Origin of the sequence: Ensifer meliloti (assembly GCF_030064585.1) — a bacterium.
GTDB classification, from domain to species: domain Bacteria; phylum Pseudomonadota; class Alphaproteobacteria; order Rhizobiales; family Rhizobiaceae; genus Sinorhizobium; species Sinorhizobium meliloti.
The window spans coordinates 1,862,715-1,880,637 of sequence record NZ_CP120365.1; the positions used below are offsets into that span (position 1 = coordinate 1,862,715).

General features: G+C 63.8%; 14 protein-coding genes. 12 read left to right on the forward strand and 2 right to left on the reverse strand.

From position 1 onward, the window contains the following. Positions 1-227 precede the first annotated feature (227 nt). Both gltX and lysS read left to right on the forward strand, forming a co-directional pair. On the forward strand, positions 228-1,685 hold the full coding sequence (gltX, locus tag PZL22_RS16075) for a glutamate--tRNA ligase (RefSeq protein WP_003528857.1): 1,458 nt from the start codon (positions 228-230) through the stop codon (positions 1,683-1,685). 10 nt (positions 1,686-1,695) lie between these two features. Next, positions 1,696-3,192, forward strand: a complete 1,497-nt coding sequence (lysS, locus tag PZL22_RS16080; RefSeq protein ID WP_284718507.1) for a lysine--tRNA ligase — start codon at positions 1,696-1,698, stop codon at positions 3,190-3,192. 169 nt (positions 3,193-3,361) lie between these two features. Here lysS and PZL22_RS16085 read toward each other — a convergent pair whose 3' ends face one another. Then, entirely contained in the window at positions 3,362-3,982 is a 621-nt protein-coding gene (locus tag PZL22_RS16085) for a hypothetical protein (protein WP_003528853.1), read from the reverse strand. Positions 3,983-4,182: 200 nt separating this feature from the next. Here PZL22_RS16085 and PZL22_RS16090 point away from each other — a divergent pair, with 200 nt between their 5' ends. From PZL22_RS16090 to mnhG, 10 genes are all read left to right on the forward strand, one after another. Further along, the gene (locus PZL22_RS16090) at positions 4,183-5,142 is read left to right on the forward strand and encodes a nucleoside hydrolase (protein ID WP_003528851.1); all 960 of its coding nucleotides are present in this window, start codon (positions 4,183-4,185) and stop codon (positions 5,140-5,142) included. Positions 5,143-5,396: 254 nt separating this feature from the next. Beyond that, on the forward strand, positions 5,397-6,407 hold the full coding sequence (locus tag PZL22_RS16095; protein ID WP_003528849.1) for a ligase-associated DNA damage response exonuclease: 1,011 nt from the start codon (positions 5,397-5,399) through the stop codon (positions 6,405-6,407). A 3-nt stretch (positions 6,408-6,410) separates the two neighbouring features. Beyond that, on the forward strand, positions 6,411-8,024 hold the full coding sequence (locus PZL22_RS16100) for a cisplatin damage response ATP-dependent DNA ligase (RefSeq protein ID WP_003528847.1): 1,614 nt from the start codon (positions 6,411-6,413) through the stop codon (positions 8,022-8,024). A 157-nt stretch (positions 8,025-8,181) separates the two neighbouring features. Next, positions 8,182-10,818, forward strand: a complete 2,637-nt coding sequence (locus PZL22_RS16105) for a bifunctional diguanylate cyclase/phosphodiesterase (RefSeq protein ID WP_003528845.1) — start codon at positions 8,182-8,184, stop codon at positions 10,816-10,818. Between the two features lie 231 nt (positions 10,819-11,049). Beyond that, positions 11,050-13,959, forward strand: a complete 2,910-nt coding sequence (locus tag PZL22_RS16110; RefSeq protein ID WP_003528843.1) for a monovalent cation/H+ antiporter subunit A — start codon at positions 11,050-11,052, stop codon at positions 13,957-13,959. Next, positions 13,959-14,306: a Na+/H+ antiporter subunit C gene (locus PZL22_RS16115; RefSeq protein ID WP_003528841.1), complete on the forward strand. Its 348-nt coding sequence runs from the start codon at positions 13,959-13,961 to the stop codon at positions 14,304-14,306. Before PZL22_RS16110 ends, PZL22_RS16115 begins: the two co-directional genes overlap by 1 nt. Next, positions 14,275-15,918 carry a monovalent cation/H+ antiporter subunit D gene (locus PZL22_RS16120; RefSeq protein WP_284718508.1) on the forward strand — a complete coding sequence of 548 codons (1,644 nt, stop codon included), beginning with the start codon at positions 14,275-14,277 and terminating at the stop codon, positions 15,916-15,918. The genes PZL22_RS16115 and PZL22_RS16120 overlap by 32 nt, the downstream gene beginning before the upstream one ends. A 2-nt stretch (positions 15,919-15,920) precedes the next feature. Next, entirely contained in the window at positions 15,921-16,406 is a 486-nt protein-coding gene (locus tag PZL22_RS16125) for a Na+/H+ antiporter subunit E (RefSeq protein ID WP_003528836.1), read from the forward strand. Further along, positions 16,403-16,684: a K+/H+ antiporter subunit F gene (locus tag PZL22_RS16130; RefSeq protein WP_003528834.1), complete on the forward strand. Its 282-nt coding sequence runs from the start codon at positions 16,403-16,405 to the stop codon at positions 16,682-16,684. The genes PZL22_RS16125 and PZL22_RS16130 overlap by 4 nt, the downstream gene beginning before the upstream one ends. Beyond that, the gene (gene mnhG / locus PZL22_RS16135) at positions 16,681-17,046 is read left to right on the forward strand and encodes a monovalent cation/H(+) antiporter subunit G (RefSeq protein WP_003528830.1); all 366 of its coding nucleotides are present in this window, start codon (positions 16,681-16,683) and stop codon (positions 17,044-17,046) included. Before PZL22_RS16130 ends, mnhG begins: the two co-directional genes overlap by 4 nt. Here the strand turns inward: mnhG and PZL22_RS16140 are convergent, their stop codons facing one another. Continuing rightward, positions 17,047-17,859 (reverse strand): NAD(P)H-dependent oxidoreductase, encoded by an 813-nt coding sequence (locus PZL22_RS16140; RefSeq protein WP_003528828.1) that lies wholly within the window; start codon positions 17,857-17,859, stop codon positions 17,047-17,049. Positions 17,860-17,923 lie beyond the last annotated feature (64 nt).

The window sequence follows — 17,923 nt, forward strand, 5'->3', positions numbered from 1 at the left end:
GCGGCGATCTTTGCTCGTTGCGGGCGGCGAGACGACGACATTGCCGCTCGCGGCTTTCCGTTGACATGCAGGGCTTTCTATGGTCTCACGCCTGCCGACTGGAATTGCCTGGCTAAACCGCTGGTGCGGAACCCTTGCGGGCCTTTCCTTCCCATAAAATGCGCGCCCGCACGCTGGAAAGCACTCCGGCAAAGGGCCCCGAAAGCACGTCAAGACGGGCAAAGACAATGGCAGATTCTGCAGTCCGGGTGCGTATCGCACCTTCCCCCACCGGCGAGCCGCATGTCGGCACCGCCTATATCGCGCTCTTCAACTATCTCTTCGCCAAGAAGCACGGCGGCAAATTCATCCTGCGCATCGAGGACACGGATGCGACGCGCTCGACGCCGGAATTCGAGAAGAAGGTGCTCGACGCGCTGAAGTGGTGCGGACTGGAATGGTCGGAAGGTCCCGATGTCGGCGGCCCCTACGGCCCCTATCGCCAGAGCGACCGCAAGGACATCTACAAGCCCTACGTCGAGAAGATCGTCGCGAACGGCCACGGTTTCCGCTGTTTCTGTACGCCCGAGCGGCTGGAGCAGATGCGCGAGGCGCAGCGCGCCGCCGGCAAGCCGCCGAAATATGACGGCCTCTGCCTCAGCCTCTCGGCCGAGGAAGTGACGTCGCGCGTCGACGCCGGCGAGCCGCACGTCGTGCGCATGAAGATCCCGACCGAGGGCTCCTGCAAGTTCCGCGACGGCGTCTATGGCGATGTCGAGATCCCGTGGGAAGCCGTCGACATGCAGGTGCTGCTCAAGGCCGACGGCATGCCGACCTATCACATGGCGAACGTCGTCGACGACCATCTGATGAAGATCACCCATGTCGCACGCGGCGAGGAGTGGCTCGCCTCGGTGCCGAAGCACATTCTGATCTATCAGTATCTGGGTCTCGAGCCGCCTGTCTTCATGCATCTGTCGCTGATGCGCAATGCCGACAAGTCGAAACTGTCGAAGCGCAAGAACCCGACCTCCATCTCCTACTACACGGCGCTCGGCTACCTGCCGGAAGCGCTGATGAACTTCCTCGGGCTGTTCTTCATCCAGATCGCCGAAGGCGAAGAACTGCTGACGATGGAGGAGCTGGCGGAGAAATTCGATCCGGAAAACCTGTCCAAGGCCGGTGCGATCTTCGACGTCCAGAAGCTCGACTGGCTGAACGCGCGCTGGATCCGCGAGAAGCTCTCCGAAGAGGAATTCGCAGCCCGCGTCCTCGCCTGGGCGATGGACAACGAACGGCTCAAGGAAGGTCTGAAGCTCTCTCAGACCCGCATTTCGAAGCTCGGCGAACTGCCCGATCTCGCCGCCTTCCTCTTCAAGTCGGATCTCGGCCTGCAGCCCGCCTCCTTTGCCGGCGTGAAGGCCTCGCCCGAGGAGATGCTCGAAATCCTGAACACCGTCCAGCCGGATCTCGAAAAAATCCTGGAATGGAACAAGGAATCGATCGAGACGGAGCTGCGCGCCAGCGCCGAGCGCATGGGCAAGAAGCTGAAAGCCGTGGTGGCGCCGCTCTTCGTCGCCTGCTCGGGCTCGCAGCGCTCGCTGCCGCTGTTCGATTCGATGGAACTGCTCGGCCGTTCGGTCGTGCGCCAGCGGCTGAAGGTCGCCGCGCAGGTCGTCGCCTCCATGGCGGGCAGTGGAAAGTAAGGACGAGACCATGACCGACAAGACACAGGCAGCCGGCCTTTCCTCCGACGCGACGGAAGTGCGCTCCCAGAAGCTCGACCTGCTGCGTCAGCAGATCGGCGACGTCTACCCCGCGCATTTCCACCGTACGCTCACCAATGCGGAACTCGCGGAGAAATATGCCGGGCTGGAGCCCGATACCGAAAGCGGCGAAACGGTAACCGTTGCCGGCCGCGTTTTCTCCTCGCGCAATTCCGGCATGTTCATGGATCTTCATGACGCCTCCGGCAAGATCCAGATCTTTTCGCACAAGGATACGGCACCGGAAGAGGCGCGCGCGCTTCTGCCGATGATCGATCTCGGCGACATCATCGGGGTCACCGGAGAGGTGCGCCGCACCAAGCGCGGCGAACTGACCGTCAACGCCAAAGAGATCACCATGCTCTGCAAGTCGCTCCTGCCGATGCCGGAGAAGTATCACGGGCTTGCCGATATCGAGACGCGCTACCGCAAGCGCTACCTCGACATCATGGTCAACGAGGAATCGAAGCTGCGCTTCCAGCAGCGAAGCCGCATCGTGTCGAGCCTGCGCCGATTCCTCGAGGACGAAGGCTTCATGGAAGTGGAGACGCCGATGCTGCAGCCGATCTACGGCGGCGCGACGGCCGAGCCCTTCAAGACGCATCACAACACGCTGAAGCTCGACATGTATCTGCGCATCGCGCCCGAGCTTTACCTGAAGCGCATTCTCGTTTCCGGCCTGACGGACAAGGTCTTCGAGATCAACCGCAACTTCCGCAACGAAGGCGTCTCGACCCGGCACAATCCTGAATTCACCATGATGGAGTGCTACTGGGCCTATGCCGACTACGAGGACGTGATGGGTCTCGTGGAACGCATGTTCGAGAACCTGGCGCTTGCGGTTCACGGCAAGACGGAATTCGAGTTCGGCGACAAGCAGCTCTCCTTCAAGGGGCCGTTCCCGCGCGTCTCTATGCCGGCGGCCGTCAAGGACGCGACCGGAATCGATTTCCTTGCCCTCAAGAGCGACGAGGAGGCCCGGCAGGCGGCTCGCGACGCCGGTGTCGAGATCGAGAAGGACGCGACCTGGGGCGAAGTGCTCGCCTTCCTCTTCGAGGAGAAGGTCGAAGCGACCTTGATCCAGCCTGCTCATGTCATCCACTTCCCGAAGGACATCTCGCCCTTCGCCAAGGAGGTGCCGGGCGAGCCGCGGCTCGTCGAGCGCTTCGAGACCTATTGCAACGGCTGGGAGATCGGCAACGCCTTTTCCGAGCTCAACGACCCGGTCGAGCAGCGCGCCCGCATGGTCGAGCAGATGGAACAGGCGCATGCCCGCGGCGAGAAGGAAAAGACGCTGGACGAGGACTTCCTCGATGCCATGGACCAGGGCATGCCGCCCGCCGGGGGATTGGGGATCGGCGTCGACCGGCTGATCATGCTGCTCACCAACTCGCCGTCGATCCGCGACATCATCCTCTTCCCGGCCCGCCGCCAGAAGGCCGATTGACACTTTGGAGCTGGCCCGTCCCCACACGGGGCGGGGGCTAGGCGCCCGCGGTTCCCGACCGGTGCCATTCGCAGCGTCCGAGCGTGCGGTGCGTTGAGAGTCGGTGGATCAGGCGCGGCAAGTTAAGCCCCTCCCACCTGTGGGAAGGGGTTGGGGAGGGGCTCTTCCCTTAATGACTCGCTTGCTCCTCGGCCGGCGCAACGGCCGCGACATCGCCCGTTGCCGACGGATCGATGCACATCGAGCGATCGTCCATCTTGGCCATGATGGCGCGGACGTCGTCCAGTTCGAGCGTCACGACCTTGCCGTGGAACCTGCCGGCAGCGTTGGCCGCGGCCTCGTTATAGGAGGCGCGGAAGGGTTCATCCATACCGGGCACGCTCCGCGGACCGGGGGCGAAGAGCACCTCTGCGCCGATCGCCGCGCCGCGCACGCTTGCGCGATCCTCCGGACCTGCCGCATCGAGCACGACCACCTGATAAAGATCGGCCTCCTCCTTTTTGGCGAGGGCGCCTGCGACGCGAAGGGCGGTCCTGATCCGATCCGGCCCGCTTGCCCGGTCCGTCTTCACATGCATGCGGATCCAACGCTGCCCCTTATGGTCGAGCTTCAAGGTCCGGAGCGCCGTGCAGTCGAGACCGGAAACGGAAGGTCCCGCGAAGCGGGTCAGTATCTTGTCCCGACCGACATAGACCGCGGCACCGCCGGATGCGGCGGAGACCCCGAAGGCGGCGGACAGGATGATCACCAGCCGCTTCGAAGGGCGCAATTTGCTGAGAATGGCCTTCAAGGGGTGGCTCCGCTGTCGTCGTAAAGGGTCGCAAGAAAGGCCCGCAGGCGTCTTCGAAGATAGTCGAACCACCTTTCGGAAAGTTTAAGCGGAGGCCTCCGGCAGGCGCTCAGCGATTGACTTTCGCCCGCAGCTTGTCCATTGCGCCATGGACAACGTCGCTGTAGGCGGGAATTCCCCGGAACCAGGGAAGAGGCGGTATGCACAAGGTTATTTTCGATACGGATCCGGGCGTCGACGATGCGATGGCCCTCCTCTTTCTGCACCGTCACCCGGCGATAGAGCTGGTCGGCATCACCACGGTCTTCGGCAATGCCTCGATCGAGACGACGACGCGCAATGCGTTGTTCCTCAAAGGGGCATGGAATATTGCCGCACCGGTTGCCAAGGGCATCGGCGAGACGCTCGATGCCGGCCGGCCGCATGTCGGATGGCCGACAGGCATTCACGGCGATGACGGGCTCGGCAATATCGATGTGCCGGCGCAGATAGACCTGCCGCTCGACCCTCGTCCTGCCCACCGCTTCATCATCGACACGGTGCGCGCCAATCCCGGGCAAGTGACGCTCGTCGCCGTCGGCCGGATGACCAACCTGGCGCGCGCATTGCGCGACGATCCGGAAATCGCCACCCTCGTCAAGGCGGTAGTGATCATGGGGGGCGCCTTCGATGTTCCCGGCAACATCACGCCGGCGGCGGAAGCGAATATCCACGGCGACCCGGAAGCGGCCGATGTGGTGATGACGGCGCCATGGCCGGTGACCGTCATCGGTCTCGACGTGACGACGAAGACGGTGATGAGCCGTGCCATGCTCTCCGATATCGCCGAACGCGGTGGCGCACCGGCGAGGCTTCTTTCCGACATCTCGCAATTCTACATCGACTTCTACGAGCACCATGTGGATGACGGCATGATCGTGCACGACAGCTGCGCCTGCGCCTATGTCGTCGCGCCCGAACTCTTCCAGACCCGCAGCGGCGCCATCCGAGTGCTTTGCGGCGGCATCGCCGATGGCCAGACCGTTCAAAAGCCGGATGCACGCCTGTTTCCACCGAACGCCTGGGACGGCTTCCCAAGCCAGCAGGCGTGCATCGGAATCGACTCCGAAGCGGTGCTGAAACTCATCGGCGATACGCTCGCGGCGACAATTGAAGCTTGAGGTGTTCAACCCTGCCCCTCACCCTAACCCTCTCCCGCGCGCGCGGGGCGAGGGGACACTGTTGTGCATCTGCGTCAGCCTCGACGAACCAAAGCGAACTCGTCCCCTCGCCCCGCTTGCGGGGAGAGGGTTAGGGTGAGGGGCAAAACCCGAGGAGAGCCCTGACCCTTGTGGTGAGGGGTCCCCCGCGGTTGCAACGAAAAACTTGGCTCCGATAGCTGGCAGATGCGCCGCCGCCGGCTATGTTTATCCGTATGAAGCCGGACGCGTTGCTCTTTCCCGCCCCCAAGGGTCTCTACTGCCAACACGGGGATTTCTATATCGACCCGGTGCAACCGGTCGAACGGGCACTCATCACCCACGGACATTCCGACCATGCGCGCGCCGGACATGGCCATGTGCTCGCGACGCGCGAGACGCTCGACATCATGCGCCTGCGCTATGGTGACGACTTCTGCGGCGCGAGCGACGTGGCGCGCTTCGGCGAAACGATTTCGATCGGCGGCGTGCGTGTCCGTTTCCACCCGGCCGGCCATGTGCTCGGCTCGGCGCAGATCTCCGTCGAGGCAGACGGAACGCGGATCGTGGTTTCCGGCGACTACAAGCGACGGCCCGATCCGACCTGCCCATCCTTCGAGCCGGTCGCCTGCGACGTCTTCATCACGGAAGCGACCTTCGGCCTGCCGGTCTTCCACCACCCGGACGACAAGGGAGAGATCGCCCGGCTCCTCCAGTCTCTCCGGCAGTTTCCCGAGCGCGCGCATGTGGTCGGCGCCTACGCCCTCGGCAAGGCACAACGCCTCATCGCGCTCATACGCCAGCAGGGTTACGATGAACCGATTCACATCCATGGCGCACTCGCCAGGCTCTGCGAGTATTACCAGAGCCAGGGGATCGATCTCGGCGACATCCGTCCGGCAACGCTCGGTCCGGAAAACCGGCAGGACCTCGCCGGTGCCATCGTTCTCGGGCCTCCGGCGGCTTTTGCCGAGCGATGGGCGCGCCGTTTCGCCGATCCGCTGGCCATCTTCGCCTCCGGCTGGATGCTCATCCGCCAGCGCGCCAAGCAGCGCGGCGTCGAGCTGCCGCTCGTCATCTCCGATCATTGCGACTGGGCCGAGCTCACGGCCACGATCCGCGAAATCGCGCCTGCCGAAGTCTGGGTCACGCATGGCCGCGAGGAGGCGCTGGTCCGCTGGTGCCAGTTGCAGGGCATACCCGCACGGCCATTGCACCTTGTCGGATACGACGATGAGGGAGAGTGAGCGATGAAAGCATTCGCCGAACTGCTCGACCGGCTCGTGCTGACGCCGCAGCGAAACGCCAAGATCCGGTTGCTCGTCGACTATTTCCGCGGCGCACCCGATCCGAGCCGCGGCTATGCGCTGGCAGCGATCGCGGGGACGCTCTCGCTCAACACGGTGAAGCCTGCCCTCATTCGCGACCTGTTGCTCGAGCGCATGGACGACGTGCTGTTCCACTATTCCTACGACTATGTCGGCGACCTCGCGGAAACGGTCTCTCTCGCCTGGGAGCCGCCGCCGGACGTCGCCCTTCAGGACATTCCGCTCGGCGAGGTTGTCGAGCGGCTGCAGCGGGCCGGCCGCTCCGAGGTCCGTTCGCTCGTCCGCGACTTTCTGGACCGGCTCGACACCTCCGGCCGCTTCGCCCTCCTGAAGCTCGCGACAGGAGGCTTGCGCATCGGGGTCTCGGCACGGCTCGCGAAGCAGGCGCTGGCGGAGATGGGCGGCAAGGAGGTGAGCGAGATCGAAACGCTCTGGCACGGATTGGAGCCGCCATACCTGCCCCTTTTCCTCTGGCTCACCGGTGAGGCGGAGATGCCGGTGCTCAAGACACCTGCGGTCTTTCATTCGGTGATGCTCGCAACAGCGGTCGGCGATGGCGATCTCGACGGGCTCGATCCGGCCGACTTCGCGGCCGAGTGGAAATGGGACGGCATCCGCGTCCAGCTCGCCAATGTCGGCGGGGCTCGACGCCTCTATTCGCGCAGCGGCGACGAGATATCCTCGGCCTTTCCCGAGATCATCGAGGCTGCCGATATCACGGGCGTCATCGACGGCGAGCTTCTGGTCGGCGGAACGATGCGCAGCAACCGCGCCACGGGCACATTCGCAGACCTGCAGCAAAGGCTGAACCGCAAGACCGTCAGCCGCAAGCTGATGGACGAGTATCCGGCCTTCATCCGTGCCTACGACATTCTCTTTTCCGGCGAGCGCGATATCAGGCCCGAGCCCTTTCGTGTGCGCCGCGAAGCCCTGTCGTCGCTGATCGAAGCGGCCTCGCCGCAGCATTTCGATCTCTCGCCGCTCGTCGGCTTTTCAAGCTGGAAGGAGCTCGACGAGCTGCGCTCCAGCCCGCCCGATCCGGTTATCGAAGGCGTCATGCTGAAACGGCTGGATTCGCCCTATATGGCCGGACGGGCCAAGGGGCCGTGGTTCAAGTGGAAGCGGGCGCCTTTCAATATCGACGCCGTACTGATGTATGCCCAGCGCGGCCACGGCAAGCGGTCCAGCTATTACTCCGATTTCACCTTCGGCGTCTGGGCGGAGGGTGAAGACGGCACGAGCCTCGTTCCCGTCGGCAAGGCCTATTTCGGCTTTACCGATGCCGAGCTCGAGGTTCTCGATCGCTTCGTGCGCGACAATACGGTCGAACGCTTCGGTCCCGTGCGCGCGGTGCGCGCCGAACCCGACAGCGGCTTCGTCGTCGAGGTTGCCTTTGAAGGCCTCAACCGCTCCACGCGTCACAAATCCGGGGTAGCCATGCGCTTCCCGCGGATTGCCCGCCTCAGACCCGACAAGCTGCCTCGCGACGCCGACAGGCTCGAGACACTGCAGGCGATGATGGGAACGCAACGCTGAAGCGTTTGCTACCACGCCTTACCGAGAGCTATTTCAGGAACCCCGAATGAAGGTTTGTTAAGGAGAGTCTGGAATTATCCGGTTTGCTGCATGCCGTCCCCGCCTCCTTTTGGGCGCGCCTCGTCCTGGAATTGCTCTTTTGAAGCCGCACCATGCCATGTCCCCTCTGTCGCGCTTTCTCACCCCCAGCTACCTTCCGGCCGTCATCGCGGCCCTTGTCGTGGTCGTTGCCGGGGTTCTCGCCGACAATCAGAACCGGATCGTTTCGGAAGCGCGGCTGCGCTCCGAAGTCGCCGACGCGCTCAACCCGATACGCTCCAGCCTCGAGAGCAGCGTCAATGGCAATATCCAGTTGGTCCGGGGCCTGATCGCCACGATCGAGACCGAACCCGACATGCAGCAGCAGCGCTTCGCAGAGCTCGCACGCAGCGTCTTCGGCGCGGGATCGCAGCTCCGCAACATCGCCGCCGCGCCGGGACTGGTGGTCGCGATGGTCTACCCGCTGACGGGCAATGAGAAGGCGATCGGCCTCGATTACCGCACGAACGACAAACAACGCAGTTCCGTCATGCGCGCGGTGGCATCCGGAGAGATGGTGCTCGCGGGCCCGGTCGACCTCGTGCAAGGCGGTCGCGGGCTGATCGGCCGCTTTCCCGTAACCACCGGTCCGGAAGGCGGCCGCCGCTTCTGGGGCGTCGTTTCAGCGGTGATCGATGTCGATCGCCTTTATCGCGACAGTGGCCTTTCATCGCCGGCGCTCGACATCGACATCGCCATTGCCGGCCGCGACGGCACGGGGCGCGGCGGCCCGCATTTCTTCGGCGACCCGGCAATCTTCGAAAACGCCCCTGTCGAGATGAGCGTATCCTTGCCCGGCGGTTCCTGGCGCATGGCCGCGATCCCCAAAGGCGGGTGGCCGACGACACCGCAGAATGCCTGGCAGGTCCGCTTCCTCATCGCATTCGGCGGCCTGATGATCGTCGCTCCGATGATCGTCGCCGGCCGCCTCATGGCGGAGCGGCAGGCGAACTTTCGCGCATTGAGGCAGAGCAAGGATCAGCTTCAGGAGCTTTCGCACCGGTTGAGGATCGCGCTCGACACTTCGAAGATCGGCATATGGGAGCTCGACGTCGACAGCGGCACGCTCCTGTGGGACAGCCGCATGAAGGAGCTCTATGGTATCGGATCGTCTATGCGCGAAGTCTACGAGGACTGGCGGAACACGCTTCATCCGGACGATCTCGCCCGTGCCGAGGCTGAATTCGCCGGAACGCTCGCCACGGGCGGCGCATACAACACGGAATTCCGCATCCGCCTTCCGGATGGGGAAGTCCGCCACATCCGTGCGATCGGCTCGACCTATGCCGGCACGAACGGCAACAGGAAGATCGTCGGCGTCAACTGGGACGTGACGGCCGACGTGAAGACACGCGCGACGCTCTCGGAGGCCAAACGCCTCGCCGAGGCCCACAGTGCCGAGTTGGAGGCGGCGCGCCATCGCATGGAATTCAACGCCCTGCACGATCCATTGACCGGCCTGCCCAATCGCCGCTTCCTGGACCAGATTCTCTTCGACCGCAGCCGACGGGCCGACGCAAAGGCGAAGATCAGCATCTTCCATATCGACCTCGACCGTTTCAAGCAGATCAACGACACGATGGGCCATGCAGCCGGCGACGAGATCCTGAAGCATGCGGCAAGCCTTTTGCGGGACAATGCACGCCAGGACGACTTCGTCGCCCGCATCGGCGGCGACGAGTTCGTCATCATTCGCGCAAGCGGCGGCTGCGACGAAGACGCGGCGCTGGCTTCCCGCGTGATCGAGGCGATGAGCGTTCCGGTCCGCTACGAAGATCAGGAATGCCGCATCGGCGTGAGCATCGGCATTGCCGCTCAAACCGATGCGGCGGATGACCTTTCCCAGGTCCTCGTCAACGCCGATATCGCCCTCTACGAGGCCAAGCGCCGCGGCCGCAACCGCCACGAGACCTTTACGGGCGCACTGAAGACCGCCGTGCTCCAGACGAAACAGACGGCCGACGAGATCCTGCGCGGTCTCGAGCAGAACGAATTCGTCGCATATTTCCAGCCGCAGTTCTGTCCGAGCTCGCTCGACATCATCGGCGTCGAGGCACTCGCGCGATGGGATCATCCCACCAAGGGGCTCCTCGGTCCGCACGCCTTTCTCAAGACGGCGGAGGACATCAACGTCGTCGCGGCGATCGATCAGAAGATCCTCGAACAGGCGCTCTTTCAGATCTATCGCTGGGAGGCAAACGGCATCTATGTGCCGAAGGTGTCGGTCAACCTCTCCTATCCCCGCCTGAGAGACGAGGGACTGATCGCCCGGCTGGAGGAGCTCTCCATACCCGAGGGGCGGCTTTCCTTCGAACTGCTCGAATCGATTTCCTTTGACGAAAACGATGTGACGGTCATGTCCAACATCCGGCGCATCAAGGAACTGGGCATCGATATCGAGATCGACGACTTCGGTACCGGCTATGCCTCGATCCTGAGCCTGCTGAAGCTGACGCCACGCCGCCTGAAGATAGATCGGCAACTGGTGCTGCCTATTCTCTCCTCTCCGGCGGAGCGCCGGCTCGTGGCATCGATCATCGACATCGGCACATCGCTCGGGATCGAAGTGATCGCCGAAGGTGTCGAAACGCTCGAGCACGCCCGCATCCTCAAGGAAATGGAATGCCATGGTCTGCAGGGCTACGCCTTCGCCCGGCCGATGAACGCCAACGATCTTGCCACTTTCGTCTTCGAGCGGCGGTGGCGCGCCGCTTGACCGGTATCCGGCCCTCGCCTTCAGAGGCGGACTGCACATACGCGGCTTTTTCTTGCTGCTAAGGCTTGGCAGCCGTCCGGAAAATAGTCATAAAAACATATGCCTTCTGCCGCTTATGCGAACGCGCGGACCTCGTCCGCGTGACCCGTCCGGCGTCAGTCCTAGCGGGACCGAAGTCCCGACCTTCCAATACACTCGCAAGGAGACAAAACGATCGAATACGCGGAGAAATTGCTTTCTGTTTTCATTCTTGTCCCCTTCGCGGGAAGCCTCATTGCAATCTTCTTCCCGTCCGATCAGCGCGGTGCGATATCCTGGTTCGCAGGTGCGATCGCGCTTGTCTGCTTCCTGGTGACCGCCGGCCTCTATCCCTACGTCGCCTCGGGCGGCGTCCTCCATTACCGGATCGACTGGGTTCCGGAACTCGGGCTGAACTTCACCCTCAGGATGGACGGCTTCGCCTGGCTTTTTTCTGCGCTGATCACGGCGATCGGCGTTCTCGTCGTCCTTTATGCCCGCTACTATATGGCCGAGGAGGACCCGGTCCCGCGCTTTTTCGCGCTGTTCCTCGCCTTCATGGGCTCGATGCTGGGCGTCGTCCTTTCCGGCAACCTCATTCTGCTCGCCGTCTTCTGGGAGCTGACCAGCATCGTCTCCTTCCTGCTGATCGGCTATTGGCACCATAACGCACACGCCCGCGACGGCGCCCGAATGGCGCTGACGATTACCGGCACGGGCGGCCTCGCCATGTTCGTCGGCCTGATAATCATCGGCAAGATCGTCGGCAGCTATGAACTCGACGCGGTCCTCGCCTCGGGCGACGCGATCCGCAACCATCCGCTCTATGGCACGGTGCTTGTCCTCGTCCTGCTCGGGGCGTTGACGAAGAGCGCCCAGTTCCCCTTCCATTTCTGGCTGCCGCACGCGATGGCGGCCCCGACGCCGGTTTCGGCCTATCTGCATTCGGCAACGATGGTGAAGGCCGGCGTGTTCCTGCTCGTGCGGTTCTGGCCGGTGATGGCCGGCACGGAAGCCTGGTTCTGGATCGTCGGCCTTGCGGGCCTGACAACGCTCCTGCTCGGCGCCTATTTCGCGATTTTTCAGCAGGATCTGAAAGGACTCCTCGCCTATTCGACGATCAGTCATCTCGGGCTCATCACCGTTCTCCTGAGCCTCGGCAGTCCGCTGGCGGCCGTCGCCGCGGTCTTCCATATCGTCAACCACGCGACCTTCAAGGCCTCGCTCTTCATGGCGGCCGGCATCATCGATCATGAAAGCGGCACCCGCGACATTCGCAGGCTGGGCGGGCTTTTCCACTTCATGCCGATCACCGCGACGCTCGCCATGGTGGCGAGTGCCGCCATGGCCGGCGTGCCGCTGCTCAACGGCTTTCTCTCCAAGGAGATGTTCTTTGCCGAGGCGATCGAGACGCATCTCGTCAACCCGCTCGACACGGTCACGCCCTATGTGGCGACGATCGCGGGCATGTTTGCAGTCACCTATTCGCTCCGCTTCATCCACGGCGTCTTCTTCGGCCGGCCACCGGCAGACCTCCCGAGAAAGCCGCATGAGCCACCCCGCTGGATGCGGGCTCCGGTCGACTTCCTCGTTCTCGCCTGTCTGGTCGTCGGTATAATTCCCGCCCAGACGATCGGTCCCTTCCTTCACACGGCCGTTCTCTCGGTCCTGCGCGAGGGAACGCCCGATTACAGCCTTTCGGTCTGGCACGGCTGGAACATTCCGCTGATCATGAGCTTCGTCGCGCTTTCAGGCGGCATCGGTCTCTATTTCCTGATGCGCTCCTATCTGGCGACGGCCGTCGAGGGTCCGCCGGTCTTCCGGCTGCTCCAGGGTCAGCGCATTTTCGAGCGCGTTCTGGTGACGCTTTCCTGGAAGTGGGCCCGATGGCTCGAACAGCGGCTCGGCACGCGCCGCCTGCAGCCGCAGATGCGTCTCCTCGTCTTCCTGGCACTTGCGGCGGGGGCATCGCCGCTTCTTCTCGGCAATTTCGAACTGCCGCCGCTTGTGATCCGCGGCATCGATCCCGCCTTCGCCCTGCTTTGGGCAATCGGCATCGCCTGCGCCATCGGCTCCGCCTATCAGGCGAAATTCCACCGTCTCGCCTCGCTGGTGCTCCTCGGCGGAGCAGGGCTCGTCACCTGCATTACCTTCGTCTGGCTTTCCGCACCCGATCTTGCGGTCACGCAGCTCCTGGTGGAGATCGTCACCACCGTGCTCATTCTCCTCGGATTGCGCTGGCTGCCGAAGCGCATCGAGGAGCCGGTGGCGGCGGAAGACATCTCGATCCGGGTCCGCCTGAGGCGCTTGCGCGACTTGCTGCTGGCGATCGGCGCCGGCGGAGGAATGATGCTCATCGCCTACACGGTGATGACGCGGCCCCTTCCCGAAACCATCGCCAGCTATTTTCTCGAGCGCGCCTATCGCGAGGGCGGCGGCACCAACGTCGTCAACGTCATCCTCGTCGATTTCCGCGGCTTCGATACGCTCGGCGAGATCGCCGTGCTCTGCATCGTGGCGCTCACGGTCTTCGCGCTTCTCCTGCGCTTCCGACCTCAGTCCGACAGCCTGGAGGCCCCTGAGCAGCAAAAAGTGCAGAACGCCTTCGACGACGATCACCCCGACCGCGCCGCCGGCGACAGCGTCGCCGAATACCTCTTCATCCCGGCGGTGATCATGCGCTGGATGTTTCCGGTCACCGGAATGCTCGCGGCCTTTCTCTTCCTGCGCGGACATGATCTGCCGGGGGGCGGTTTTGCCGCCGGCATCGCCATGTCGATCGGCTTCATCCTGCAATATATGTCCGGCGGCACCCGCTGGGTCGAGGAACGGCTCCGCATCCATCCGCTTCGCTGGATGAGCATCGGTCTCCTGGTGGCGACGGCCACGGGCGTCGGATCCTGGTTCTTCGGCTATCCGTTCCTCACCTCCCACGCGCAATATGCAAGCCTGCCGGTCGTCGGCAAGTTTCCGCTCGCGAGCGCGATCCTCTTCGACCTCGGCGTCTTCTCGCTGGTGCTCGGTGCCACCGTTCTCATCCTGATCGCGCTGGCGCACCAGTCGGTCCGTGCACCGCGTGCGCATGCGAAGGCCGCGCGCTCCGACAAGGAGGCGGTACGCTAATGGAACTCATTCTTTCGGCCGGGATCGGCACGCTGACCGCATCGGGCGTCTATCTTCTCCTGAGGCCGCGAACATACCAGGTGATCATCGGGCTTTCGCTGCTCTCCTTCGCCGTCAATCTCTTCATCTTCGGCATGGGCCGGTTGCGGGTGAACGCCCCGCCGATCCTCGATCCAGGCGGCGTCGGCGATCTCGCCCGTTATACCGATCCGGTGCCGCAGGCACTGGTGCTGACGGCGATCGTCATCGGCTTCGCCATGACCGCACTTTTCCTCGTGGTGCTCCTCGCCTCCCGCGGCTTCACCGGAACCGACCATGTGGACGGAAGGGAGCAGCGCGGTGACTGATTGGCTCGATCATCTTCTCATCCTGCCGATCCTCCTGCCGCTTGCCGTGGCCGCGGTGCTGATCCCGATCAACGAGCGCGACCGGACATTGAAGGGGGCCATCGGCTTCGCGTCCACGCTCGCCGTCTTCATCCTCTCGATGATCCTCATGCGACTTGCCGCGGCCGGCACCGGCAGCCTCCCCGGATCAGGGGTCTATCAGCTCGGCAACTGGCCCGCCCCCTTCGGTATCGTCCTCGTGCTCGACCGCCTGTCGGCCCTGATGCTGTGCCTGACGAGCGGCCTTGCACTCGCCGCGCAGGCCTATTCCATGGCGCGGTGGCACACGGCGGGGCATCACTTCCATTCGCTGTTCCAGCTTCTCGTAGCCGGTCTCAACGGCGCATTTCTCACGGGCGACCTCTTCAATCTCTTCGTCTTCTTCGAGATGATGCTGGCCGCCTCCTACGGCCTGCTCCTGCACGGCTCCGGTCCTCTGCGCGTGAAGGCGGGGCTGCATTATATCGCCGTCAACCTCGCCGCCTCGGCGCTGTTCCTGATCGGCGTCAGCCTGATCTACGGCGCCGCCGGCACGCTCAACATGGCCGACCTCGCAACGAAGCTCGCAGCCCTCGAACCCAGAAGCAGAACGCTCGTCGAAATGGGCTCGGCCATCCTCGGCGTCGCCTTCCTCGTCAAGGCGGGCATGTGGCCGCTCAGCTTCTGGCTGCCGACGGCCTATGCCGCGGCGACGCCGCCGGTCGCAGGCGTCTTCGCGGTCCTGACCAAAGTCGGCATCTACGTCATCATCCGCCTGCATCTGCTCGTCTTCGGCACCGCGGCGGGCGCATCGTCCGGTTTCGGCCAGGAATGGCTCGTCACCGGGGGAATGCTGACGATCGCCTTCGGCGGCATCGGCGTACTCGCCTCGCAGGCAATGGGCCGCCTTGCGGGCTACTCCGTTCTCGTATCCTCGGGGACGCTGCTCGCCGCGGTCGGCCTCGGCCACGACGGAATGCTCGCCGGCGCACTCTTCTATCTGGTCAGCTCGACACTGACGATCGGGGCCTTCTTCCTGCTGATCGAACTCGTCGAACGCGGCCGGGACGCCGGCGCCGACGTTCTGGCGGTGACGATGGAAGCCTATGGCGATTTCGACGAGGACGAGGAGGAGGAAGAGGTCGGCGCCGCCATTCCCGGCACAATGGCCGTTCTCGGCCTCTGCTTCTGCCTCTGTGCCCTGCTGCTCGCCGGCCTGCCGCCTCTCTCCGGCTTCATCGCCAAATTCGCGCTCATCAGCGGCCTCTTCGACATGCCGGCCGCCGAGCTCGCGACCGCAATGTCCGCCGCCGACTGGACCTATGTCACTCTCCTCATCCTGTCCGGTCTCGCCGCCATGATCGCGATGAACCGCATCGGCATCCGAACCTTCTGGGCGTCGATCGAGGGTACGATCCCGCGGGTCGTCGTGATCGAGATCACGCCGGTCGTCGTCCTGCTCGGCGCCTGCATCTTCCTGAGCCTGCAGGCAGGACCCGCGATGCGCTACATGCAGGCGACGGCTGACGATCTGCTCGCGCCGCTCACCCACAGCGAGCGGGTGCTTTCGGCGCCGCGGGCCGGGAGCCAGTAGCGATGCGTACCTGGTTTCCCTACCCGCTGCTCTCGATCGCGCTCCTCCTCATGTGGCTGCTTCTGAGCCAGTCCGTGACGCCGGGCTCTATCGTCCTCGGCCTGGTGGTCAGCACGGTTCTCGCATGGGTGACGCTCAACCTGCAGCCCGCCCGCTCGCGTCTCCATCGCTGGAGCCGGATCGCCGGATTCATCCTGCGCGTCGTCGGCGACGTCATCCGCTCCAATATCGCCGTCACGCTGATCATCCTGCGCGCAGGCAGGCGTCCGGTTAATGCGGGCTTCATGACGGTCAGCCTCGATCTCGACGACGAGAACGCCCTGGCGCTGCTCGCCTGCGTCGTCACGGCGACGCCGGGCACCGCATGGCTCGAATATGATCGTCGCCAGAAGATCCTGCTCTTCCACGTACTCGACATCGAAAACGAGGACCTGTGGCGGAAAACGATCACGCGCTATGCGGCCGACTTGAAGGAGATATTCGAATGATGGAGCTTGCCGTCGTCTGGTCCGTGCTCGTCGCACAGACCATGCTTGCGCTGGCCATGGCCTTCGCGCTCTACCGCATGGCCAGAGGACCGAGGGCCCAGGACCGCATTCTCGGTCTCGACACGCTCTACATCAATGCGATGCTGATGCTCATCACCTTCGGTATCCGCACGGCGAATACGGTCTATTTCGAAACGGCGCTGATCATCGCTGTGATCGGCTTCGCCTCGTCGATCGCGCTGGCAAAGTTCCTCATGCGCGGCGAGGTGATCGAATGAGCCATCTGACCGACCTTCCGCCATGGGCGGCGCTCCTCGTCTGCGGGCTGATGCTCGTCGGCGCCGCCACCACCCTGATCGGATCGCTCGGGCTCCTGCGCCTGCCGGATTTCTACGCGCGCCTGCACGCCCCGACGATCGCGACCAGCGGCGGCACCATCCTCCTCTGCCTCGCGTCGATCCTCTGCTTCGCGGTCTTGCAGAGCCGCTGGGTATTCCACGAAGTTCTCATCATCTTCTTCGTGACGGTGACAACGCCCGTGACCCTGATGCTGCTTGGCCAGGCGACCCTCTACCGCGACCGCTTCGAGGAACGGCAGGGCGTGCCGCGCAAGCAGAAACCCGCCCCGGGTGAAGAATAGCTACTCGCCCGCCTGACGGAACGCCTCCCGCGTCTCATCCAGGTGAAGCGCAAAACCGGACGCAGCCGGATCTCCCAGCCCGGGGCGGAGCTGCATGCTCGGAATGAGATAATCTCCGCCATTCTGCTGCCGATAGGGAATGGGTGAGACGGTCCCGATCGTCCGCATCCTTTCGCGGAGACCCTCAGCGACCTCAGTGAATCCGGCTTCGTCGAGGCGATCGGCGCGATAAGCCACGAAGGGAGGAAGCACGTCGTAGCCGGGATAATAGAGGATGCCGTGATTGATCGGGAACAGAAGGTCGTCGATTGGTCCGTTCACCCCGCGGGCGGAATAGTGCTCTTCCCAACCGCCGGCGGTGACGATCAGCATGGCGCGCTTGCCTGCCAGGCTGCCTTCGCCATAGCGGTCGCCCCAGCGCTTGTCGCTATGTTCGCCGACGCCATAGGCGAAGCCGTAGGCAAATACCCGGTCGACCCAGCCCTTGAGAATGGCAGGCATGGAAAACCACCAGAGCGGGAATTGAAGGATCAGAAAGTCCGCCCACAGCAGCTTTTCGATCTCCGCCCTTACATCTTCCGTCAAAGCGCCGGCTTCGAAGGCCGTCTTGGACGCCGCGACCGGCACGAGCCGCGCATCCGGCGGCAGGAGAGGGAAGTCGGCGTGACCGACTTCGGATTTCCAACCGTCGGCATAGAGATCCGAGACCCGCACTTCGTGACCTTGGGCCGTGAGCTCCTCGATCGCGACGTCGCGGAGCGCTCCGTTGAGCGAGCGCGATTCCGGGTGGGCAAAGACGAGCAGGATTTTCATGGATCATTCTCCTGGTGAGATTTCGAACCTCTAGGTAGCCAACGCTCGTCTAATCCGCTACCTC